The organism is Pantoea sp. Taur, from assembly GCF_009830025.1.
Taxonomy (GTDB): domain Bacteria; phylum Pseudomonadota; class Gammaproteobacteria; order Enterobacterales; family Enterobacteriaceae; genus Pantoea; species Pantoea communis.
Window position 1 is genome coordinate 60,840 of sequence record NZ_SZZZ01000003.1, and the last position, 22,249, is coordinate 83,088.

General features: G+C 51.4%; 25 protein-coding genes and 1 pseudogene. 10 read left to right on the top strand and 16 right to left on the bottom strand.

Features of this window, described 5'->3' with window-relative positions:
- The first annotated feature begins 24 nt into the window (after positions 1–24).
- Positions 25–312 (top strand): chorismate mutase, encoded by a 288-nt coding sequence (locus tag FD744_RS04865; protein ID WP_160867508.1) that lies wholly within the window; start codon positions 25–27, stop codon positions 310–312.
- Between the two features lie 94 nt (positions 313–406).
- Here the strand turns inward: FD744_RS04865 and FD744_RS04870 are convergent, their stop codons facing one another.
- From FD744_RS04870 to FD744_RS04890, 5 genes and pseudogenes are all read right to left on the bottom strand, one after another.
- Entirely contained in the window at positions 407–697 is a 291-nt protein-coding gene (locus FD744_RS04870) for a hypothetical protein (RefSeq protein ID WP_058960955.1), read from the bottom strand.
- Between the two features lie 124 nt (positions 698–821).
- A complete protein-coding gene (ycgZ, locus tag FD744_RS04875) occupies positions 822–1,067 on the bottom strand; it encodes a regulatory protein YcgZ (protein WP_058960954.1) in 246 nt (81 codons plus the stop codon).
- Positions 1,068–1,255: 188 nt separating this feature from the next.
- Positions 1,256–1,645 carry a hypothetical protein gene (locus tag FD744_RS04880; RefSeq protein ID WP_160867509.1) on the bottom strand — a complete coding sequence of 130 codons (390 nt, stop codon included), beginning with the start codon at positions 1,643–1,645 and terminating at the stop codon, positions 1,256–1,258.
- Positions 1,635–2,643, bottom strand: a pseudogene (locus FD744_RS04885) (hypothetical protein). The gene FD744_RS04880 and the pseudogene FD744_RS04885 overlap by 11 nt, the downstream one beginning before the upstream one ends.
- Before the next feature lie 400 nt (positions 2,644–3,043).
- The gene (locus tag FD744_RS04890; RefSeq protein ID WP_160867510.1) at positions 3,044–3,880 is read right to left on the bottom strand and encodes an oxidoreductase; all 837 of its coding nucleotides are present in this window, start codon (positions 3,878–3,880) and stop codon (positions 3,044–3,046) included.
- Positions 3,881–3,988: 108 nt separating this feature from the next.
- Here FD744_RS04890 and FD744_RS04895 point away from each other — a divergent pair, with 108 nt between their 5' ends.
- Positions 3,989–4,927: an AraC family transcriptional regulator N-terminal domain-containing protein gene (locus FD744_RS04895; RefSeq protein WP_373424359.1), complete on the top strand. Its 939-nt coding sequence runs from the start codon at positions 3,989–3,991 to the stop codon at positions 4,925–4,927.
- A gap of 3 nt (positions 4,928–4,930) precedes the next feature.
- On the opposite strand, the gene FD744_RS04900 is transcribed toward FD744_RS04895, so the two are convergent.
- On the bottom strand, positions 4,931–5,512 hold the full coding sequence (locus FD744_RS04900; protein ID WP_058960949.1) for an XRE family transcriptional regulator: 582 nt from the start codon (positions 5,510–5,512) through the stop codon (positions 4,931–4,933).
- Between the two features lie 55 nt (positions 5,513–5,567).
- On the opposite strand from FD744_RS04900, the gene FD744_RS04905 reads away from it, so the two are divergent.
- On the top strand, positions 5,568–6,074 hold the full coding sequence (locus FD744_RS04905) for a GNAT family N-acetyltransferase (protein ID WP_160867512.1): 507 nt from the start codon (positions 5,568–5,570) through the stop codon (positions 6,072–6,074).
- A 102-nt stretch (positions 6,075–6,176) separates the two neighbouring features.
- On the opposite strand, the gene FD744_RS04910 is transcribed toward FD744_RS04905, so the two are convergent.
- A complete protein-coding gene (locus tag FD744_RS04910) occupies positions 6,177–7,100 on the bottom strand; it encodes an AraC family transcriptional regulator (protein ID WP_237449337.1) in 924 nt (307 codons plus the stop codon).
- A gap of 97 nt (positions 7,101–7,197) precedes the next feature.
- On the opposite strand from FD744_RS04910, the gene FD744_RS04915 reads away from it, so the two are divergent.
- From FD744_RS04915 to FD744_RS04925, 3 genes are all read left to right on the top strand, one after another.
- On the top strand, positions 7,198–8,232 hold the full coding sequence (locus FD744_RS04915) for an aldehyde reductase (protein ID WP_160867514.1): 1,035 nt from the start codon (positions 7,198–7,200) through the stop codon (positions 8,230–8,232).
- A 123-nt stretch (positions 8,233–8,355) separates the two neighbouring features.
- Entirely contained in the window at positions 8,356–9,552 is a 1,197-nt protein-coding gene (locus FD744_RS04920) for an FAD-dependent oxidoreductase (protein ID WP_160867515.1), read from the top strand.
- Positions 9,553–10,012: 460 nt separating this feature from the next.
- Positions 10,013–11,209: a cupin domain-containing protein gene (locus FD744_RS04925; protein WP_160867792.1), complete on the top strand. Its 1,197-nt coding sequence runs from the start codon at positions 10,013–10,015 to the stop codon at positions 11,207–11,209.
- Between the two features lie 39 nt (positions 11,210–11,248).
- Here FD744_RS04925 and FD744_RS04930 read toward each other — a convergent pair whose 3' ends face one another.
- On the bottom strand, positions 11,249–11,710 hold the full coding sequence (locus tag FD744_RS04930; protein ID WP_160834236.1) for a YlaC family protein: 462 nt from the start codon (positions 11,708–11,710) through the stop codon (positions 11,249–11,251).
- Between the two features lie 116 nt (positions 11,711–11,826).
- Here FD744_RS04930 and FD744_RS04935 point away from each other — a divergent pair, with 116 nt between their 5' ends.
- Positions 11,827–12,369: a DUF924 family protein gene (locus FD744_RS04935; protein WP_160867516.1), complete on the top strand. Its 543-nt coding sequence runs from the start codon at positions 11,827–11,829 to the stop codon at positions 12,367–12,369.
- A 225-nt stretch (positions 12,370–12,594) separates the two neighbouring features.
- On the opposite strand, the gene FD744_RS04940 is transcribed toward FD744_RS04935, so the two are convergent.
- The 4 genes from FD744_RS04940 to FD744_RS04955 form a co-directional block, all read right to left on the bottom strand.
- Positions 12,595–13,308: a helix-turn-helix transcriptional regulator gene (locus tag FD744_RS04940; protein WP_237449338.1), complete on the bottom strand. Its 714-nt coding sequence runs from the start codon at positions 13,306–13,308 to the stop codon at positions 12,595–12,597.
- Entirely contained in the window at positions 13,284–13,679 is a 396-nt protein-coding gene (locus FD744_RS04945) for an amino acid-binding protein (RefSeq protein WP_160867517.1), read from the bottom strand. Before FD744_RS04945 ends, FD744_RS04940 begins: the two co-directional genes overlap by 25 nt.
- Complete coding sequence (locus FD744_RS04950) at positions 13,672–13,989, bottom strand: antibiotic biosynthesis monooxygenase (protein ID WP_160834233.1); 318 nt, start codon at positions 13,987–13,989, stop codon at positions 13,672–13,674. The genes FD744_RS04945 and FD744_RS04950 overlap by 8 nt, the downstream gene beginning before the upstream one ends.
- A gap of 107 nt (positions 13,990–14,096) precedes the next feature.
- The gene (locus FD744_RS04955; RefSeq protein ID WP_160867518.1) at positions 14,097–14,738 is read right to left on the bottom strand and encodes an HD domain-containing protein; all 642 of its coding nucleotides are present in this window, start codon (positions 14,736–14,738) and stop codon (positions 14,097–14,099) included.
- A gap of 114 nt (positions 14,739–14,852) precedes the next feature.
- Here FD744_RS04955 and FD744_RS04960 point away from each other — a divergent pair, with 114 nt between their 5' ends.
- On the top strand, positions 14,853–15,806 hold the full coding sequence (locus tag FD744_RS04960; protein WP_160867519.1) for a GlxA family transcriptional regulator: 954 nt from the start codon (positions 14,853–14,855) through the stop codon (positions 15,804–15,806).
- A gap of 179 nt (positions 15,807–15,985) precedes the next feature.
- Here the strand turns inward: FD744_RS04960 and FD744_RS04965 are convergent, their stop codons facing one another.
- On the bottom strand, positions 15,986–17,446 hold the full coding sequence (locus tag FD744_RS04965; protein ID WP_160867520.1) for a UbiD family decarboxylase: 1,461 nt from the start codon (positions 17,444–17,446) through the stop codon (positions 15,986–15,988).
- A 10-nt stretch (positions 17,447–17,456) separates the two neighbouring features.
- Positions 17,457–18,029, bottom strand: a complete 573-nt coding sequence (locus FD744_RS04970; RefSeq protein ID WP_160867521.1) for a non-oxidative hydroxyarylic acid decarboxylases subunit B — start codon at positions 18,027–18,029, stop codon at positions 17,457–17,459.
- Between the two features lie 203 nt (positions 18,030–18,232).
- On the opposite strand from FD744_RS04970, the gene FD744_RS04975 reads away from it, so the two are divergent.
- Positions 18,233–18,580: a MarR family winged helix-turn-helix transcriptional regulator gene (locus FD744_RS04975; RefSeq protein WP_255478943.1), complete on the top strand. Its 348-nt coding sequence runs from the start codon at positions 18,233–18,235 to the stop codon at positions 18,578–18,580.
- A 1-nt stretch (position 18,581) separates the two neighbouring features.
- A complete protein-coding gene (locus FD744_RS04980; RefSeq protein ID WP_160867523.1) occupies positions 18,582–19,610 on the top strand; it encodes a GlxA family transcriptional regulator in 1,029 nt (342 codons plus the stop codon).
- Between the two features lie 22 nt (positions 19,611–19,632).
- Here the strand turns inward: FD744_RS04980 and FD744_RS04985 are convergent, their stop codons facing one another.
- Both FD744_RS04985 and yddG read right to left on the bottom strand, forming a co-directional pair.
- Positions 19,633–21,009, bottom strand: a complete 1,377-nt coding sequence (locus FD744_RS04985) for an MFS transporter (protein ID WP_160867524.1) — start codon at positions 21,007–21,009, stop codon at positions 19,633–19,635.
- A 294-nt stretch (positions 21,010–21,303) separates the two neighbouring features.
- Positions 21,304–22,218, bottom strand: coding sequence for an aromatic amino acid DMT transporter YddG (gene yddG / locus FD744_RS04990; RefSeq protein ID WP_160834227.1), 915 nt, complete (start codon positions 22,216–22,218; stop codon positions 21,304–21,306).
- Positions 22,219–22,249 lie beyond the last annotated feature (31 nt).

Genomic DNA, 22,249 nt, shown 5'->3' on the forward strand with positions numbered 1-22,249 from the left:
CCCATTTATAAAGGAGAAATCTTAATGGAATTTGACTCTATTGATGCAGTCAGGGAAGAAATTGATCAAGTGGATCAACAACTGGTGGCACTGATTGCCCGGCGTGGAGAGTGTGTTAAGGCCGCTGCACAGTTTAAACAAGACCGCGCAGCGGTACGCGCTCCCGATCGTGTACAACAGGTGATTGATAAAGTGAGAGCTCAGGCAAAAGCGCAGGGGTTATCTGAGGAAATTATTGAGCAGGTTTACCGTGCGATGATTACGGCCTTTATCGATTATGAGCTGCAGCAGCATGGTGAATTGAAAGCGTAGTGAAGCGCCCGACAAAAAAAGCTGCAATGGGTTAAAATTGCAGCCTTAAGTTATGAAAATTTCATTAACAAGAGGGTGCCTTGAGGCCCCGATTTCAATGCTGTGTGTCTTTGCCAGTATTATCGCGGTTGCGAAAAATGTGTGTGACGTTGTTGGTATCTTTGAGTGCCATGCTTTGCTGAGTAGCGGATTGCATGTTGTTCAGGACTTCTGCCATCGCTCGGCTTAGTGCTTTTTGGCGGCCAGAATCGGGCTCAATGGACGCCATCAAACGAAGCTTATCGAGCAGGGCGCTGTTCGTCACCGGCCCCTTTTTTTTCAGCAGCTGCAGTACGGCATCGCCCATGACGATATCAGTTAATCGTTCATCTTTACTTCTGTTCATACACGTTCTCTGGTTACCGCAAAGACCTGCGACAGGTAACAAAGTGGATTCAGTCTAACGTGAAATAACCTATGAGGCGGAAGCCACTTTGTCCGATGTCAGGTCGGTGCGCAAGTTCTCAGGATCATCGCTCGGAGGTAAACATCAGGCCAATTAACTGTTGGTAGTGCAACTCTTCTTCCGGGCTGTTGGCCTGTTCCAGTCGGCAAATCAGCTTGGTGCAGATCGTTTTGCGACTCAGTGAACGGCCTGAACGCAGTATTTCTCCAACAATTTTACCCAGGATTTCCTGCTGAGAAGGCAGGGAAGCCTCATTAAAATAACGCGTAATCGCATCCGACGTTGATAGCAGGTTTCTACCCTGACGCATGGTTCCATCCTCCAGGTTAACTAATGAGCACCAGGCCCACTAAAGTTATACAAAGAAAAGCCAGTTGTACAGGAATAAGGTTATCCATCAGGGGAGCTGTTTTTGCAAAAAGTGCTAGTCTATTAATTACAAAAGCTTATGTAAAACCCTTTTCTTAGAGCACTCAAAGTTGATGCCTGAGCCAATAATCATGGCAAAAGCAGGCCTAAAATAGCAAATAACACATAACATGCGCTAGCAGTGAGCCAGAGGATAGAATAAAGCCTCATCCACATATGTAATTTCATCCCACCATCATCAAAAAAATCATAACCGGGATCATTTATATCAATATAGTTTATTTTTTTTCTCTGACTCAGTTTTATAAAAAACCTGATGACGGGAAATGACCCAAAAAATCCAGTCATATAAAAGAAGGCACACGGTGCGGGTAATTTATATCTTTCTCGGTAAGAGGATACTAAATTGGTGTATTCCTCTCTTTTTACAATGTAAACAACTAGAGATAGGATCAGGAGGGCACAGCCAAGCGCCCCAAAAAACAATGAAGTATTTGCCAATAATTTATTAGTTATCATAATGTTCTAATACTTTGTTGAGTATTGTCTCAGCTCCTGTGCTTCCGGCATATCCACCGGCAACAGAACCAACCACTGCGCATGCAACCCCACCAGCACCCGCTGTCACAATTCCTATAGCAGCACAACCAGCTAATGCGGCGGAACTACCCCATACGCCACCCAGCATGCCACCCCCTGTTGTAAGCGCAAATTTCGAATAGTCTTTAACCGCAATTTTCCCACATTCACCTTCCCGGCCTTTACTACAAGCATCTACCACATCATTCGTGGTGCCGGCAAAGGAAAATCCAATGCCAATATAACCTCCCATTTTAAGGAATCTGGCGGCCTTAGCTGCATTGCCTATATAATAGGAATATCCGGGTATTGCGCCTATACCCACCGTGGACCATTCGTGGACTATTGAACGACTGGACAGGTTCAGCGCGCTTCATACTTTCATACTGCTGGAACCTAATGGTATATCGGGCCAGATTTTTAAGTAGGGGCTTATTTACCAGTTCTTTTAACTGATTTAGCAACTGATTTCGCTCGACAAAAAACTGCTGACCAATCAGTGTTCCCTGAGTGCGAAACTGATTCTGATAACTTTCTTCAATTTTCTTCAGGGTCTGCTCAATGGCGTTGAAGTATTTTTCACCTGCATCACCGGCGGTTCCAAAGATTTTATCTCCGACACTTGTCAGCGCCGCAATAGTGCCGTAGTGCTTTTGCATAAAACTGGCTTCTTCGACATTCACACCAATTAGTGCGCTTTCTGTCTTTGATTTAGCCTTCTTTAGGGTTTTAAGCGCATGCATGGTCAGAGGGGCTGGTGTATCGGGATCAGCTACGATGAGTATCTGCCCAGGCCTTAACCAGGGGGTATCAGCATTATGTTGCATAAACATATTAGCTGCAGGGCTGCGAATGTCCCTGAAAAGTTCTCTTGCCTGATAATCCAGCGAGCCAGGGCGCTTAACAATACAATATCCGGGGGCCAGGTTACGAGCCATGAGTCCTTTCTCCATCAATTGGTGCCACCACCTGCAGGTAGCAAAAAAAGCTGCGGTCAATATAAATAATTCTACTGTGTTACGCAAAAACGGTTGTCACTCTGCTAAAAGTGGTCACTGCGCAGTACGACTTATCATCAAGATTCAGTTGCATACGCTGTGACTAATTAAAGCACCCTAAGCTTCACCAGCATTATGGCGCTTAGACTTTTGACAGGAAAAAACTGATTTTGTAACAAATAAATCGCCAGAAATGTTTCATTCGCTAGTCCAATCATTCATCTGGCATATCAGGCCGGAAGCCCCTTCTTAACCAAAGGGGCTTTTGTTTTGCTCCATTAGGTCAATGTGGAGTGATCCCGCCAATATTTTAATTGCTATTACATTCCTGCAAAGGTCACTAATCACCATCTGTTGAACGTGTCAGCGCTTCCCACGCTTCAATTTCTGCACGCATCGTCGCAAGTTTATCCTGGACCAGCTTCAATGCATCGCTTCCAAGCAGCAAATGCGCAGGTGGGATATCGCTTTCAATAATAGCCAGCATCGCGCGGGCGGCTTTCTGTGGGTCACCAAGCTGCTTACCACTTTTCTCCTCTCGTGCCTGTCGAATAGGATCGAAGAGCGCGTCATAATCACTGATGCTGCGCGCGCTGCGCACCATGGAGCGGCCAGCCCAATCAGTACGGAATGAGCCGGGAGCAACAGCGGTGACGTGAATATTGAAGGGCGCAAGTTCTTTACTGAGGGTTTCTGAAATACCTTCCAGCGCAAACTTACTGCCGCAGTAATAACTAATGCCTGGCATAGTGATAAATCCGCCCATCGACGTAATGTTAAGAATATGTCCGCGACGCCGTTGGCGCATGAAGGGCAATACGGCTTTGATCATCGCCACGGCACCAAATACATTAACGTCAAATTGGTGGCGCATCTCCTCCAGCGAGGACTCCTCCATAATCCCTTCGTGTCCATAACCCGCGTTATTGACCAAAACATCAATTGGACCCTGATCAGCTTCAATGTCGGCTATAAGGTCATCAATAAAAGCGAAATGAGTGACATCGAGTTCAAACGCCAGCGCATTTTGCGGATGGAGTTGTTCAAATGCCAATTTGGCTTCTACATTTCGCACCGTCCCGATCACGCGATAACCTTTGGCTAAGGCCTCCAGCGCCAGCGCACGACCGAAACCGCTGCTTACACCAGTAATCAAAAGTGTTTTAGAGGTAGACATCGTTTTTCTCCCTACATGAATGATGCATGCATAATATTCTCTGGAGGTCAGCGCTATAAGGCCGTATCTTCTGCTTTTATTGCCTAATCTTATGAGTGAGGAGGAGTGGTGGTAGATTCAGAGGTACAACAACGTACGGTGGAATTGCTTAAATCGCTCGCGCCGCATGAGGGCTACAACCTGACGGCACTTTCTGATGTGCGTATTTTGCGTTCAGATCGCCCACTAGCACGCACGCCGGTGCTTTACGATCCCGGTATTGTGATTGTCTGCCAGGGCACTAAGCGTGGTTTCTTTGGCGATCAAATCTACCTCTACGATGAGCAACATTATCTGGCGGTTTCTGTGCCGGTTCCCTTTACCATGGAAACCGCAGCGAGCGCAGAACACCCGTTGCTGGCGATCTACATGCATCTTGATTTCAGTGTGGCGACAGCATTGTTGCTGGAACTAGAGCAACAGCAAGTGCCTTTCACGGCGAAAGCGGCGCAGAGCATGATGTCGAGTCCCATGGATCAGCCGCTCCGTGATTCAGTGCTACGTTTCCTGACGGCCCTGAGTCATCCTTTGGATGCACAGATCCTCGGCCCCGCACTGGTGCGTGAACTCTATTATCGTGTGTTGACGGGTGCACAAGGTCAGGCACTGCGTGCCGCGCTGACGTTGCAGGGGCAATTCGGCAAGGTGGGTAAAGCGCTGCGCCATATTCATGCCTGCTATGCCCAGACGCTCAATCTGGCGCAGTTGGCGGGTGAAGCAGGCATGAGCGTGCCGACCTTCAGCGCGCATTTTAAAACCATCACCCAGCAGCCACCGATGCAATACGTGAAATCGGTACGCTTACATCAGGCGCGAATGCTGATGGTGCGTCAGGAGATGACGGCGGCCTCGGCGAGCCTTGCGGTGGGTTATGAAAGCGCATCCCAATTTAACCGGGAATTCAAACGTCTGTTCGGGCTGCCACCGGCGGAGGAGATCAAGCGCATGCAGCGCAATTTTGCTGTGCCACCTGCACAGCAGGCTTCTGCATTTGTCTCTTCGCATTAGGGCTCATACAGTGGTTTTAAGCACCATTACCGCATAACAACAAATGTCATCAGTCGCATTGGTAAACACGCAATCCGTTGGATCGCCCAATTCCAGGCAATCACCGACGTTCATTTCAAACAGATTGTCGCCCTCCTGAAAGCGCAAAGTGCCTTCCAGCACCCAGATCAACTGACGACGTGAAAGGTAGGAAATCGCTGGCATTGGCACGTCAGTGTGCGGAGGGAGCTCTACACTCACGACATCCAACGGGATATCGCCAGGTGAAATATGGCGGCGAATGTAGCCCGTTTCCGGATCCTGCCACACGGGTTGTTGTGCATGGCGCAGCAACGTCCCGGGTTGAACTTCCGTGAGGGCGATGAGCTGCGACATGCTCATAGCAAACGAGCCGGCGAGGCGAGCGAGAGACGTCGCAGTTGGGCTGCTCTCACCCCGTTCTATTTTATGGATCATCGCCCGTGAAACACCGGACTGTTCTGCCAGGTCGGTTAAAGACCAGCCGCGCTTCTCACGTTCGATTTTAATATTCTGACCAATGCGCGCATTGATGTCATCTTCTTTACTGGACAATTCATCTAACATAATGGATAACTACAATAGTAAACGAAACATCCACTATAGTGACGAGGCGGAAATCATGCAAATACGAGCAGCAGAAGAGGGCGATGCCGGGGCGATTGCGGACATCTACAACGACGCAGTACTCAACACCACCGCGATTTGGAATGTGAATACCGTGGATATTGCTAACCGCATCCAGTGGATGGCTGCACGCCAGGCCGCAGGGTTTCCGGTATTGGTGGCGATTCAGGAGCAAGTCGTCATTGGCTACGCCTCCTATGGCGACTGGCGTCCCTGGGACGGCTACCGACATACCGTTGAACATTCAGTCTATGTCCATAAAAACGGGCGCGGCCAAGGGGTGGGCGGCATGCTGATGACCGCCTTGATTGAGCGGGCGCGCGAGCAGGGCAAACATATGATGATTGCCGGGATTGAGTCAGAGAACGGCGCTTCAATCGCGCTGCACAAGAAACTGGGTTTCAGTGATGGGGGGAGATTAAATCAGGTAGGCTGCAAATTTGGCCGATGGCTCGATCTGACCTTTTTGCAGCTTCAGCTTGATGCAAGGCCGCAGCCTTAACTTAGTGTTTCTGCAAAACGTATTCACTGGGTAAGCTGTCGATATCCTGCATGATCCGCGATACATGCTTGCGCATGCGATTACGTGCTAAGGCGGCGCCTTTTATCCCATCGAACGTTCAGCCAGTCGCCACGCTTTTGGCGACATTCCCGTCTCGCGTTTAAACGTATGGCTGAAGGCGCTTTCTGAAGTGTAACCCAGCGACTGCGCCACCACGGCCACCTGATCGGACTCCTCACGTAAGGCGCGTTCGGCTAATCGCATGCGCCATTGTGTCAGATAGGCAACCGGTGTCACACCCGCCACAGTTCGAAACTGCTGAGCAAAGGTGGTACGTGACATGGCGCAGGCTTTTGCCAACTCTTCCAGATGCCAATTTCTTGCCGGATCGCCATGCATAAGTTGCAGCGCAGGCGCAAGACGCGCATCGCCAAGGGCTCGCAGCCAACTGGCGGGGAGTGCATCACAGGTTAGCAGATGAGCACGCAAAATCTGAATAAACAGCAGTTGCGCCAACTGTGAGGAGGCCAGTTGCGAACCCGGCTGTGTGGTACGACGCTCTTGTACTAACTGGTCCAGTAACCAACGGAATGAGGCCGCTTGCGGTGAGGCGGCAGGGACATGAATCCATGGCGGCAAAACGTGCGTCAATAAACGGCCACTGGTGGGATTCAGCAGGACATGCCCACCGATATGCGCAAAATCATCCCCTTCACCAATGGGGGCATGAGGTTTTCCGGCACCGAAAAACACACTCATGGCATCAACCGGCTCTTCGCCCGGTTCGCTGGACAGCACAAAGGCGCGTTTTGCACTCAGTAAACCAACATCGCCGGTTGAGAACAGAATCGGCCTGGCGTCGTCGTCAAACTGAACCCAGCATTGTCCTTTCAGGACGGCGAAAAACTTAATCTTCTCGGGCGCAGGGAAACGTAACGCCCAGCGGCCGCCCGCGTTAAAGCCTCCTGTCACCAGGGATTCCGCGTGGACGAATTTCAGGATGTCGGAAAAAGGGTCGTTTTGCATTTCCGTACTATCACGCAACATACACGCACTATCAAGCATTCACAGTCCGGTCATGGCTGTTTACTCTGCTCAGTATCACAACAGCGAGGCATTTTTCATGACTAAAGAAACCGTTTTGGTGACGGGGGGTACCGGTTTTATCGCGCAACATTGCATTATTTCCCTGCTTAAACAGGGATACAGAGTGCGCACGACGGTGCGTTTAGCCCAGCGAGAGAACGAAGTGCGACAACATCTGCAGCAAGGAGGTGTAGAGCCAGGCGAAAACCTGACATTTGTCGTGGCTGATTTAATGGCCGATCAGGGTTGGGATGCGGCCACTCAAGGCTGTACATATGTGCTGCACGGCGCATCACCTACACCATCCGGTGAGCAGGTCACCGAGGCCGATTGGATCAACCCCGCGATTGAGGGAAATTTGCGCGTTCTGCGGGCGGCGAGGGATGCAGGCGTTAAACGCGTGGTGTTAACGTCGGCATTTGGTGCGGTCGGAGTCGGTCACGCGGCGGACTACCCGCGCCCATTTAAGGAGACGGACTGGACGAACCTGGACAGCGATTTATGGCCGTATCAACGTTCCAAAACCTTATCGGAACGGGCAGCCTGGGCATTTATTGAGAAGGAGGGGCGGGGTTTAGAGCTGTCAGCTATCAATCCCGTGGCTGTACTCGGACCTGTGCTGGGCGCAGACTACTCACACTCAACCCGGATTATCAAAGAGATGTTAGAAGGGCAGCCGGGTTGTCCTGATATCAACAGCTGTTTTGTGGATGTGCGGGATGTCGCCGATTTACACGTCATCGCTATGAAGCACCCAGCAGCCAGGGGGGAGCGATTCCTTGCCAGTTCGGGCCATAGTTTGCGTCTGGTGGAGGTAGCCCATACCTTGAAAACGTCACTGGGTGACGCCGCCCGCTGCGTATCAACGATCGAACTCACGGATGAGAGTGTGCGGGCTGCTGCAGATAAGAATCCAGTGATGATAGGGATGGTGAAATTGTTGGGGGTAGATATGAACGTCACGGCAGAGAAAGCGATGTCTGTGTTGGGCTGGCAGCCGCGCACACCCCAACAGGCAATTATCGCGACGGCCCAGAGCTTGATTGAGCTGGGTTTGGTCTCACACAACTAGCGTCTGCGGGCAGCATGCAGTTATGTACTGACAGATACTGTGGCATTTATTCCCACCTAAACCTCAACACGATGCTATATAAATGATAACGATTATCATCAATTGCTTTGTGCTGAGGTCAGGATGCAACCAACAGAACTCACCGCCGACTGTTGTATCGTCGGCGGCGGACCAGCAGGATTAATGCTGGGTTATTTACTGGCGAGATCAGGATTATGCGTCGTGGTGATTGAAAAACATCCCGACTTCCTGCGCGATTTTCGTGGCGATACCATCCATCCCTCGACGCTGGAGATCATGCGCCATCTCGGGCTGCTGGATGAGCTACTGACCTTACCGCATCAGAGAGCCGAAAAATTACAGGCAGAAGTGGCTGGTCAGGAGATCACGATGGCTGATTTCTCGCGCTTGCCGGTGCAGTGCCGCTTTATTGCCTTTATGCCGCAATGGGATTTCCTCAATTTTCTCGCGAGTAAAGCGGCCGCTTTTCCCGGCTTCACGCTTTTACAATCCACCGCTTTTGATGATTTGATCTATGCAGAGGGTATGGTATCGGGTGTTAAAACGTTACAGGGTAACGATACGCGCATCATTCATACCTCGTTGGTGATAGGCGCGGATGGGCGTAACTCGGAGGTACGTGCCAAAGCCGGATTGCAGAGCAAAAGCTTTGGCTCATCCCGTGATGTGCTGTGGTTCCGGTTGCGCAAACAGGGAAGCGATCCCGAATGGGGTATGGGCCACAAAGGGCCAAAGCAGAATTTCATTGTGATTGATCGCGGTGACTACTGGCAGTGCGGCTACACCATCCAAAAAGGAGAGTTTGACGCATTAAAGCTTGCCGGTCTGGAGACGCTAAAGCAGGCTATGGCTGAAGTGGCGCCCTTCAGCCCTGAGCGTATGGCGGACCTCGACGGTTGGGACAAATTGAAGCTGTTGTCGATTCGCATTGACCGGCTGGATCAGTGGATGAAGCCCGGCCTACTGTGCATTGGTGATGCAGCCCATGCGATGTCGCCGATTGGCGGCGTTGGCGTCAATCTGGCGATTCAGGATGCGGTGGCAGCGGCCAATTGCCTGACTCTTCCACTGAAAAAAGGTCATGTCACACTACGTGACCTGCAGAAAGTGCAACAGCGCCGACAGTTTCCCACCGTTGCCACGCAATTCCTGCAAATTAAAATGAGCAGTAATAAACGTAAGCGCACTACGCCGAGTAAAGTGCCGCAGATGATCAGCCGTTTTCCGTTCTTGCGCCATCTGTTCGGTCGTTTAATTGGTTTAGGTTTTAGAACTGAAAAACCAGAACATACTCAATGAGTAAGTTTGGCTTTCCAATCCTAAAACCCTGCTTCCATTTATCCCGATGCCTCCAGCGGCAACAATAGATTCACAGAGCAGACAACAGTGGTTTGTCTGCTAACCCTCATCAAATTGCAGGTGGGTATAAGCGATTTGCTTGTCATTTGTAACATTTCATTAACTTCATGATGGTTTTTTGATAATTTTTTTTAATGGTTTTTTGGCTGAATTAACCTCTTCGTGCCTTTTATTCATTTGGATGCGCGCCAGAACCTCAATGTTTAATCAACAATTTGTTTATTTTAACCTGTTGATGAGATTAGTTTCTGTCCTCGATTAAATCCTTGATTTGAAACGACCAGCACGCTGTTACATCGCAATGCCACAGTTTCACTATGGTTAATGAGCTCTTTTAAGACCATAAGAAACTGAGGAAACAGCAGGTATGAAATTAGAAAACTTATCTCGTCGAACCTTCATGGCATTTGCAGCGGGTGGCACCGTGGCGCTGGCAGCGGGTAAAGTTCATGCCCACGAGGCAACAGTGGCCACTTACCCAGCAAACGATCCCCGCCATCCCCGCGACCCCGGTCCACACGATCCTATCCGTGAGGGGCTCAATCCCGATATTGTCGATCCACCCGCAACAGACAGCGGTACATTACCGAATCTGCGCTTCTCTTTTAGCGATGCGCATGTACGCAAAGGCAGCGGAGGTTGGACGCGGCAGGTGACACAACGCGAATTAGGGATTTCCACTACCATCGCTGGTGTAGATATGCGGCTTGATAATGGCGGCATTCGTGAACTGCACTGGCATAAAGAGGGCGAGTGGGCGTACATGCTCTATGGCAATGCACGTATCACTGCACTGGACACCCAAGGTGGATGGTTTGTGGATGATGTTGGCGTGGGTGACTTGTGGTATTTCCCGCCCGGTGTGCCGCACTCTATCCAGGGGCTCGGTCCGGACGGCTGCGAGTTTTTACTGGCCTTTGATAACGGTAACTTTGATGAGGACAGTACTTTCCTGCTTAGCGACTGGTTTAAACACATTCCGCCTGAAGTGCTCGCCAAAAATTTTGGCGTATCAGCGGACGTTTTCAACACGCTGCCATCACCGGCCGACGAGTATATTTTTGCCGGGAAAGCGCCAGAGGGCGAGGCTTCTGCAGCTGTGAAAGGTGGCGTGAAATCTGTGCTGAATTTCTCGCATAAAATGCTGGCGCAAAAACCGATTACCCTGCCGGGTGGCACTGTACGCATTACCGACACCAGTAATTTCCCCATATCAAAAACCGTCGCCGCTGCATTGGTGGAACTTGAGCCCGGCGCTATGCGGGAATTGCATTGGCATCCAAACAACGATGAGTGGCAATACTATCTGGAAGGTGAAGGGCGCATGGGCGTGTTTGCCTCATCGGGGCAGGCTCGGACCTTCGATTTCCGCGCGGGCGATGTTGGCTATGTTCCTTTCGCCATGGGGCATTACATTGAAAATATCGGTGATAAGCCGCTGCGGTTTTTAGAATTATTTAAAAGCGATTACTACGCGGATATTTCATTGAATCAATGGTTGGCCAGTACGCCAGCAGATTTAGTGCGGCAGCATCTGCATCTGGATGACAAATTTATGCAGGCGCTGCAGTTTACTAAGCATCCGGTGGTGAAATAGCATTGAAAGCGCGTCGCGGGAGCGGCGCGCAATAAGGGTTTAATGCCTTAAACGATAGATATCAGCAAAGTACAGATAACCTTTCCTGGCGCGCATCTCGTTTAGCCGTGTTTTTTCACTCTCGGTCAGAATGGCGCTGCCCAGCAGTTCATCGACAAAAGCGTCCCGGACATGGACTTCCATATACCAGTCACCGGTGTAACAATTCTTCCAGGCACCTTTATCGATATCCTTCGCTTTGTACGACGGATTGACATGGAAGAAGAAGAAAAAATTACACACCGCAAAAATCAGGATGCAGACCACATATTCGATGGTGCCGAAAGAGTCGGAGTACAACAGCAGCGCCATGGTAAGAACAAACAGTATCCACATCAGGCTGAATAAACCGGGATAATTTTTGATAAAGGAGATATCAAAGTAGGGGCGGTCATTACGCTGCTCTTCTACGTTGATTCTATCCAGCTCGGTTTGTAGTCGCTCATCCAGTTGATTACTCATGCATTCACCTCAGTGGTTTCCTTATCCATACTGCGCCCGCGCGAGTCTAACAGATAACCACCACGATTTTAGCCTAACCTTGATGGTGATTAGGGGAATTATCTGTGGGGAAGAGAATGGAGTATGAAACCGTATTGGCATTCTGGTTTAACGCGCACCATGAAAGCTATTGGTTCAAACAGAATGACGGGTTTGATGAAGCGATACGAGATGGTTTTTATGATAGCTGGGAAGCGGCTCGTCGCGGTGAGCTATCGGCCTGGCGGAAAGACATTCGGGGACGATTGGCAGAAATCATCGTGCTGGATCAATTCTCCCGCAATCTTCACCGGGACAGTGCTCTCGCCTGGCAGCAGGATGGCATGGCGCTATTGCTCGCGCAGGAAGCGGTGAAAATTCCGGGCTATGCGTCACTGAACCTGGATGAAAAAGGCTTTCTCTTGATGCCCTGGATGCATGCCGAGTCTCGTGTTATCCATCAACAAGCCGAAGTGTTGTTCGATGCGCTGAAAGGATCGTCTTACTATCAGAGTGAGTTAGAGCATCGGCAGATTATTGAAGTGTTTGGTCGCTATCCACATCGTAATCAGCGCCTAAATCGCCCATCAACGCCGGCAGAGCAAGCGTTTCTTAATGAGAGGAAACGCTCATTTTATTGACTCAACATTTGCCTCTGCTATTGGGATGGGGCATACATGGACAAAAAAAAGCCCGCTAAGCGGGCGGGGTAATTAAACCAAGGAAAAATTCTCGTAGGCAACGCATTGCTGTGTGTTGCGTCACTATATTAGCAACGATAAGTGACCAGTACATAAAATGATCGATGATTAAATTTTGCTGATTTGATAAAGGTTATATTTGTGACGAGAGTGTTATTTTGATGTTTACAACTGCACGCAAAATAGGCGCTGGAGCGCCTTTTTTCCGGCTGGTGTGACATTTATCTCTCGATAGCCTGCCGTGCGGCTTAGCCATTGTTTATCAATTAGCAGACTAAGAAGCGCGGCTCCCGCTGCGCCACCGAGATGCATGCGGCGTTCACTCCAGTCGAGGCAGGCACAACAAGGTTTACGTTTACTACGAAGATTTCGCTGCATGCCGATGCTCTCTAACTGCTGCCGGCCTAAGGGGGTAAGAGCACTACCGTCGGCAACAACCCACTCGTTTTCTTGCATAAAACTGTATATCTCAACCGCCAGTTCACCTGCCAAATGATCATAACAGGTGCGGGCATGGCGCAGATGGCTGGGTGTAGCGGAAACCAGTGCTCGCTGTGGCTGCATCGATACCCCCATAAGGGTTTCAAGCAGGTGCGCAATATCGCTGCCCGCCAAACGGAAATAGCGATGGCGGCCCTGAGATAAACACGTGACAAGGCGGGCATCCAGTAGTTTGCCCAGATGTCCGCTGGTGGTGGAAGCGGCGATATCGGCGACGCCGCTTAATTCTGTGGCTGTCCAGGCACGGCCATCCATCAGCGCGCACAAAATGCTGACACGCGAAGGGTCGGCCAGAGCGGCAGCCACAGCAGACATCGCCTGCTGCAAGCCTTGTTCCGCCGTCTCATTGGTGATTATGGGGCTGCTACGGCTTGCCATGCGGTGGTTACCTCTGCTGCACGTTCAGGATTATCGGTAATCAGGATCAACTGGTTGTTGTGGTCACTGTATTGAAGCTGAATGTTAACGCCATTGCGTGCTAGCACGTCAGCAATTTCGCCAAGCTGTCCTGGTCGATCCTGTTTCAGCTTGCGGATCAGCGGCTGTTGTACTGAAACCACCTGAAAACCGGCCGCCAGTAGCACTTGTCTGGCTTGCTCCCCTTGCACAACTAAAAAATGCGCGTGACTTTGTTCACCCACCGTGAACACGCCGCCTCCTTCAAGTCCTACACCATGCTTGCCAAGGGTTAAACCTAATGCGGCTAACTCGCCTGGGACATTATCGAGCATCACGTGAATATCAAACATGTTGGCTTGCCTCGTGCGCATATTCCCGCAGTACAGCAGCGATACGAATGTGGTAGAAAGAAAACAAGCTGTTTCGACCTTCCTGTTGAGCCTTTTGGTGCGAGATATTTCTCTTCCATGCCAGCACGGCCTCTTCGTTTTCCCAGTAAGAGAGGGACAGGATCTTTCCAGGATCGTTGAGGCTTGAAAATCGCTCTACTGAAATAAACCCAGGCAAACGGGTGAGTTGAGATTTCAGTTGTGCGGCGAGTTCAAGATAGCGGGCTTGGTGCTCAGGTTGGGTGCGTGCTTCAAACAGGACAGCAATCATGGTTCAGCTCCATCAGTCAGTGATGGCAGCAGTGTAGCGAGTGGAGATGAAGATGCTTCGGCGAACAACGAAGTATGGCGCAGCGCGAGTTCGCTGCGCCAGCCCACTCATCCCACCCAGCTTGACTGACGGATGACGCGACAAAAGTTCATTGGTGAAAAACCAGGCTGCTTATCGGCAATGACATCGGCTTTGACATTGCCGAAGGTGGTATCAGGCTTGTTTTTAATCCCATCGTAGAAAGCCTGAATAATCTCCTCCTTAAATTGGGCTGGGCGTGGATGCTGTTCTACCACGGCTTCACGCTCCGCATCGCTGAAGTGATCATAGTTGATGCCCAATACATCCATTTCCACGCCAGCGGTGACTAACGCAATTTCCGGGGCCATAAATTGCGGAATGCCCGGGGTGGTATGCAGCGCAATCGCGGTCCAGACTTTATCGATATCGGCCTGCTCTACACCATACTGTTGCAAGAAATCGCGCGCCGCATTGGCGCCATCCACCTCAAAGCGTTTGTCGCAGCTGCAGTGTTCGTGCGTCAGGCCAACATCATGGAACATACAGCCGACATAAAGCAGCTCAGCATCCACCTTAAGATCTAAGCGGCGTCCTGCGAGTGCGCCCCAGTAATAGACGCGGCTGGAGTGGTGAAACAGCAAATCGGATTCGGTATCACGGACGAACGTCGTCGCGTCACGGGTCATTGCAGTATCGGGAATAGTGATGCCGTTAATGGAAAATTTCATGGGAGGTTCTCCGCTCGGTTAAGTTGCAACCAGCTTAATGCCGAGGCAGAATGTCTTAAATAAGCTTTTGGCGACCTTTTAAGACATTAAGACTTTTACAGACGGGAATAGCGCATGAATCACCATCTTGCGATTTTAGCGGTGCCGGGGGCGCAATTGCTCGATGTCTCTGGACCGTTGGATGTGTTTGCCGAAGCTAACCGACTGCTCAATCGTGCCGTTTACCAGCTGCAAGTCATGTCACTGGAAGGGGAACATATTCGTTGTTCCTCGGGCGTGCGCCTGATGGCGGATATCACACTGCACGATATCCAGCAAACTGACACGTTTCTGATCGCGGGGGCACCTGAGGCGCGGGATATGCAGCTAACCGCGCAGCAAACCGCTCGTCTGATTGAGCTATGCCATCACAGCCAGCGCTTTGGCTCGATTTGTACCGGTGCGCTGCTGCTGGCACAAACCGGGTTGCTGAGTGGTAAAAAAGTGACGACCCATTGGGCCTGCGCTGACGCACTGATGGAACAGGTACCGGATGCGCAGGTGGAGGCCGATGCGCTTTATATCGCAGATGGACGATTGCGTACCGCCGCTGGCGTCACGTCGGGGCTCGATCTTGCCCTGAGGTTGGTGGAAGAAGATTTGGGGCGCGAATTGGCTCAGGATATCGCTGCCAATTTGGTGATGTTCTTTCAACGGCCAGTGAATCAAGGGCATTTTGTTCGCAAACAAGCACTTTCGCTGGGTGGGCGCAGTGCGTTTCAGGAGATGCAGAGATGGGCTTTGGCCAATTTGGCACAGGTGAGTTCACTCGATGATCTTGCCGCACATATGCAAATTAGCACACGGCATTTAGCGAGGCTTTTCCGTCAGCATATGGATGTACAGGCGGGCAATTGGCTGGAGAATGCGCGAATTGATCAAGCGCGTAAGTTGCTGGAAGCAGGATCAATGCCGCTGAAAGCCATTCCGGCCGCCTGTGGTTACCGCAGTAACGATGTTCTACGACGGGCTTTTGTTAAGGTGACGGGCATGACGCCATCGATGTATCGCAAGATGTTTATGCGCTAGCGGCGCGGCTCTTAGCGCATGCATGAGACGTCAATACTGGCAATATATTGCGTCGCTACGTTTCATGAGTAGAAGAGGCGTTGAGCACCGTAGCGGCGTGATTTATCACGCGTATTCAAAGCCAGGGTGGCACTGGAAGATGCGCAATAAATGTGGCCGCTACGATTGGTGTGTATTATTTATTCCGGCCAGTTATCCAGAATGCGCTGACGCACTTCTTCCGGGTAGCCTTGCGCGAACGACGCATGCAGATGACGTTTGGTCTGCAAGGTATCAAACACCACTTTCGCCCCTTTCCCGGCAACGTATTCTGCCTCGTCGTAGCATTGTGGCAGGCGAATGACGCGTTGATCCTCAAAAACCGCACGACGGCCTACCGGGTGCACGCGCGTTGACAATGCCCAGACCACTTCGCGCAGGTTGGTGGGATCAAAGTCATCATCCACGACATATACTTTCGGGATAAATACCATCGCATCGGTTTTGAACAGCACTTCACCAATGCGTTGGGCCAACTCTTCACTGCTGACACCCGGCAGCAGTTCGCGCCAGTTTTCTGGCATCACCACCAGCAACCAGTGCACGGTGGAATCTTCCGGAATCCAGGTTGTTTTGATTGGCAGTTCCGCTTCACGCAGATAAGTCAGCGCATCCGCCGCTAAGCCCATCGCCCATAAGGTGTGCGATTCATCGGTGGGGCGACCGGTAATCGACATCGGCCAGATCGGATCGTCGCGATGGGTAATGGTTTCCACGTGGAACGTGGGCTGAGCTGAAGAACCTTCGCCGAGGTAGCCGCCGTACTCGCCGTAGGGGCCTTCCTGACAATCGCGCTCAATCGAGACATGGCCTTCAATCACAATTTCAGCCGTTGCGGGCACATCAAGATCGAGACTAATGGCTTTCACTACCGGCACTGGCTCTCCCGCAAGTGTACCAATGTAATCGGCTTCATCCGCGTTGGCTGGGATCGGAATCCCTGACACACATGAGATCGCCGGCGCAGGACCTTGCACGAGTGCATAAGGCATCGGCTCACCGCGAGCTACCCACTGCGTCCAGATCTGACCAATATGCTGACTTGGTACAATCAGACCAACCATGCGCTTGCCATCCACCTTCATCACGCGGGCAATAGACCAGTTGACCCATTTTCCATCCGGGTTTTTCACAATCAGCGTGCCCCAGGTGTTGGCGTAACGACCACCGTCTTTGTCATGAGCGAACGGGATAGGGAAGCGGTCAAGATTCGCCGCATCGCCACGTAATATATTCTGCTGGCATTCTGCCTGAGCAGACTCAACGCGGACAGGCGGAATACCGGGTTTAAAGCGGGCAGCGGACAGAGCTTCGATAATCTCCGGACCGCTGGACTCAGGAGCTAAGCCCAGTGACATCGCGACGCGTGCGTAGGGCATATCGCTGCGCGACGATAATGCCGCAGGCGCACCAAACAGACGAAAGCCCGGCGCGACACCGGCGACCTTGTGAAACAGCGGCGCAGGTGACTGGATTTCATAGCTGCGGCGCGTGATGGCGCTGGGTTCGAAATCACCATCCACTTCACGCTGCACGTGCATGATGTCGCCCATTTCATCGAGGGCAGTGATAAAGCTGCGTAAATCGCCGTAATATTTCATCAGGCTCTCCTTAAGCCAGGGTAGAACGTGGACCCGTCCAGCGATGGGTAATGTCGTTATCCAGGCCGAACTGATCAAGAATGCGAGAAACGGTGTGGTTAATGATGTCGTCAACGGACTGCGGGTTGTTGTAGAAAGCAGGCATTGGCGGCAGCATCAACGCGCCCGCGCGAGTGAGCGCCAGCATGTTTTCCAGATGAATGGCGTTGAGCGGCGCTTCACGTGGCACCAGCACCAGCTTGCGTTGCTCCTTGAGCGTCACGTCAGCAGCGCGCGTAATCAGTCCATCGCCATAACCGCTGCGGATACCCGCCAAGGTTTTCATGCTGCACGGCACCACGATCATGCCATCCACGCGAAATGATCCGCTGGAGATAGCCGCCGCCTGATCGTGTTCGCTGTAAGTCCTGGTCGCGAGAGCAGCGACCTCCTGTACACTGTAAGGTGTTTCCATTTGGATGGTGGCGCGCGCCCATTTGGAGATGACTAAATGGGTTTCGACTTCAAGTTCACGCAACGCAGACAGCACGCGGACGCCGATTGCTGCACCCGTTGCGCCAGTCATCCCGATAACTAGCTTCATATGTATCCCGAATTATTATATAGTTTAAGTTCAAACTGTTTGTGTTCGAACTATAAGTTTGACGATTTAAGGAGTCAAGTGCACCGATGTCACAAAATCCTGACTTAATTCTTGCCGCCCCCTTGTGGCCGCACGGCGATTGTTCGTTAATGCACCTTGTAAGGCGTGCCGGACAACACTCGACTTTTTGCTGGTCTCAATGTGTGGATACCGGCCTGTCAGCCGTGCAATACGCGATTCTGGTGGTATTGGCTGAGGAGTCAGCCTGCGATCAGCAAACGCTGGGTCAGCGTGCCGGGTTTGATAAAGCTACCGGCACCTATGTTATTGATCGCATGAATAAAAGCGGTTTGCTGAATGTAGTGACAGATGTGAACAACCGTCGTCGTAAACTGGTGTCGATGACCGCAGAAGGGGAAGTGATGCTGAATCGTATGATTGAGCAGGCAAAAAGCGCGGAGAAGATGATCACCACCGGCCTCAACAGCCAGGATATCGCCGATCTGAAGCGCTTATTAAGCAAACTGGGTGGATTGCAGGAACCTGAATAACATGCCGCAAACAGCTTTCGCCGAGCAACCTGGCGAACCGAAACCGGATCTCACCATCGGCTTTTTGCTGATGAAAAGTTTTACCCTGGCCTCCGTCGCGGGGCTGGTAGAGTCACTGCGTTTTGCGGCAGACGAATCGTTTACCAGTCGCCAGATCTTTTGTCGCTGGGAATGGATGACTTGTGATAACCAGCCGATCACAGCCAGCTGCGGACTACCGGTTTCGCCTACGGCTGACCTCGATTTCAGCAAGAACTGGGATTACTTTGTGGTGGCGGGAGGCTTACTGGAAGAAACACGCCAGTCGCCACCGTGGCTGTTACAGGCACTTCGCGACTTACATGCGCGTAATATTCCCATCATCACGCTGTGTAGCGGCGCCTTTGTCGCTGGCAACGCAGGCCTGCTGGATGGACGGCATTGCGCCATTCATTTCACTACGCGCGATGAATTTCGCCTGCGATTTCCGAAAGCAATCCCGGTCATCGACAAGACCTATATCAAGGATGGCGGCATTATTTCCTGCCCCGGCGGCACGGCGATCGATCTCGCTGCCGATCTGATCCGCCAGCATTGTGGGCTGGTGCGTTCACAGAAGGTCTTAAAGTATTTGCTGGTGGAAGAGCCCGCTGCACCGGTCAAAAAGACACAGCAAAAGAACACGCTTAACGAGCCGGATGTGTATGAAAACGAGCTGGTGAATAAGGTCATCGAGTTTATGAAACATCACCTCGATTCGCCGGTTCCGCTGGCCGATGTAGCCGAATTCGCAGGTGTCACTTTCCGTCAGCTCAACTTGATTTTCACTAAATGCACTGGCCACTCGGCTGCCGTTTACTGGCGGCGTATGCGTCTGGAGCAGGCGCGCAAGCTGATGGCGGATTCCAGTAACAGCATCAATGCGATTGCCACCGCGACGGGATTTGCCGATGCCTCACATTTGATTGCCTGGTTCCGTAAGCAGTATGGCGAAACGCCCAGCTCGTTTCGTAAACGGCGGCGTGTGGTGGAGAGATTGGTTAAGGAGTAGGGGCCGAAATGGCCCCTTTTAGTTAGTGCGAATGCTTAGAGAGTTTGCCAGAAACGGATGGCGCGGGGCTTTCTTCTTCCAGCGAGGCCGCATCATCCAGATTGCGCGATGCGGTTTCTGGTGCCAGGAACCACGACACGATCAGGCCGATAAACGTAATGCCTGCAGCAATGTACATGGTGGAACCAATGCCGATGGTTTGCAGTGAGATCGGTACCAGATATGTCCCAACCGCCGCGCCAATACGCGACATTGAGGTGCCTATGCCGACGGCTCCGGCGCGAATTTCAGTCGGGAAGATCTCATTCGGATAGACCAGCTGCAGCACCTGAGCGCCGCCGATAAACAGGGCGTAAGCACCAAACATCAGCAGGATGATCATCGAAGGGCCATCACGCAAGGCACCCAGCAACAACAGTGCCAGGCCAGACCACAAGAAGCTGTGCAGCAACAATTTGCGGCGTCCCAGTGAGTTCACCAAACGCGTGCCGATAATGCAGCCCACCACGAACAGCAAGGTAATGGCGATGGAACCGTAAGATGCCCAGTCACCACTGAGATGTAGCGCCTGCAAAACTTTGGGTGCAAAGGCGTAAACGGCGAACACCGGAATAACCGAGCAGGTCCAGAAAATGGTCACAAACGCCATGCGTTTGCCATAGCCAGAATGCAGCAAGCTACCAAATGACAGGTGATTGTTTTCAGGTTGTGCGGGCAGGTTCTTTAGACTAAAGCTGTCGCCATAGACGCGACGGATAACGGCTTCTGCTTCCTGATGTCGTCCTTTGCTAATCAGCCAGCGCGGTGATTCAGGTGTGCCCATTCTTACAATGAAGAGCAGCGCGCCGATGACAGCGGTGCTCGCCAACGTATAACGCCATGCTTCTACACCGCCAAAATTCAGCAAAGCTTCACCCACCAGATACGCGGTTGCCGCCCCGGCAAACCACAGAATGGTGAGCGTGGCGAGGCAGGGGCCGCGTGACTTCTTCGGCATAAACTCAACCAGAAAAGCGGTAGCAACCGGGTATTCAATGCCCACGGCCACGCCCGTCATAAAGCGTAAGGCAAAGAGCATTTCCCCGCTTTGTACCCAAAACTGCGCCAGCGAACAGACAATAAAGAGGGTTGGGCCAACGAAGTAGATCATGCGGCGACCCAGGCGATCGGTCAGTACGCCACCCATGAAGCCACCAAAGAAAATCCCGATTAGGGCGGAAGCCGCAATCAGACCTTCCCATAATGGGCTGAGACCCAAGGCCGGCGACACTTTCGTCATGGCTATACCAATAATACTGAGCACATAGCCATCGACGAAAGAGCCGCCGCCTGAGCGCACCGTTAATAAGCGGTGGAAACGGCTGATAGGAACATCTTCAACAGACATGTTATTTGACATGTTTTACTCCTGTTTCTTTTCGGCGTGAGGGAACTTCACTACGCCAATGCGACTGAATTAAGCACAATCTGCGATGGGTGCTTAACATCATCAGGACGCCAGATAAATATAAACCTGTAGCGGTGATTAAAATGTTATTCAGAACAGAAATTAAAAAAGAAGTGCATCGATAACGCTAGCGGGATTGTTTCATATATCATTTCCTCCGGTGCAGGATAGTCGGATAAATACAACTGAGAGCTTTATCATTTTGATGTGGCTTTTTTGCGGGAGGCGACCATGCCTCCCGAAGCATTATTCAGAAATCTTACTGCTGACACTTTTGGTGGCAACGGTACGTGTTGACCACCAGCAGACTAATGACCCAAGACTGACCATCGCCGTGCCTTGCCAAAACGACAGGGTAAGGTGCGAACTGAGAATAAAGGCCGCTAAAATCGACGAAATGATCGGGATAAAGTAAGACGCGGCAGCTAATACCGTTACATTGCCATGCAAAATGCCGACGTTCCACGCCGCGTAACCGAATCCCATCGCCATCGCCGCCAGCGCCAGTGAAATCCACGTATTAAAAGAGGGTGCAAATTCGGGTTGCGGTGAAATAAGGTATTTAACCCACAAAGTTAATGCTGTTAAAACAAAGAACAGTGTAATGCCGTTATTACCGTTGGCAATTCGTTTGGTGACCACGCAATAAATGGCCCAAATGATGGCGCCGGTAAATGCCAGGCCATAGCTTAACGGATTTTCCATTATATTGTTCGTCATCTCACTGAGCGAAAACCCTTGATCACCACCCAGTACGCGGCATATTCCTGCCACGGCTAAAATCACGCCCGGAATAATCAGCGGGCTGACTTTTTGCCGGTTAACAATCACCGCCAGCACAATCGTCATACTTGGCCATAGATAATTCACCATGCCCACTTCAATCGCTTGCCGTCCGCTATGGGTAAACCCGAGTGAAAGCGAAAGGCAAAGTTCGTAGCAGACAAACAGCACGCTGCCGATAATCACATAGCGGCGGGGAAATTTTTTCAGGTTGGGAAATCCCACGCTGAACAGCAGCAATATGGCACTACAGCTGTAGATCAACGCCGCTCCAGCGATCGGACCGAAGCCTTCGCTGACACTTTTGATTAATCCAACAATCGCGCTCCATAACAGGATGGCAATCAAACCTATGAGCGTCGCTTTCTTTTGGGGCATCACCCGCTACCTCTTCTACACAATGTTCACC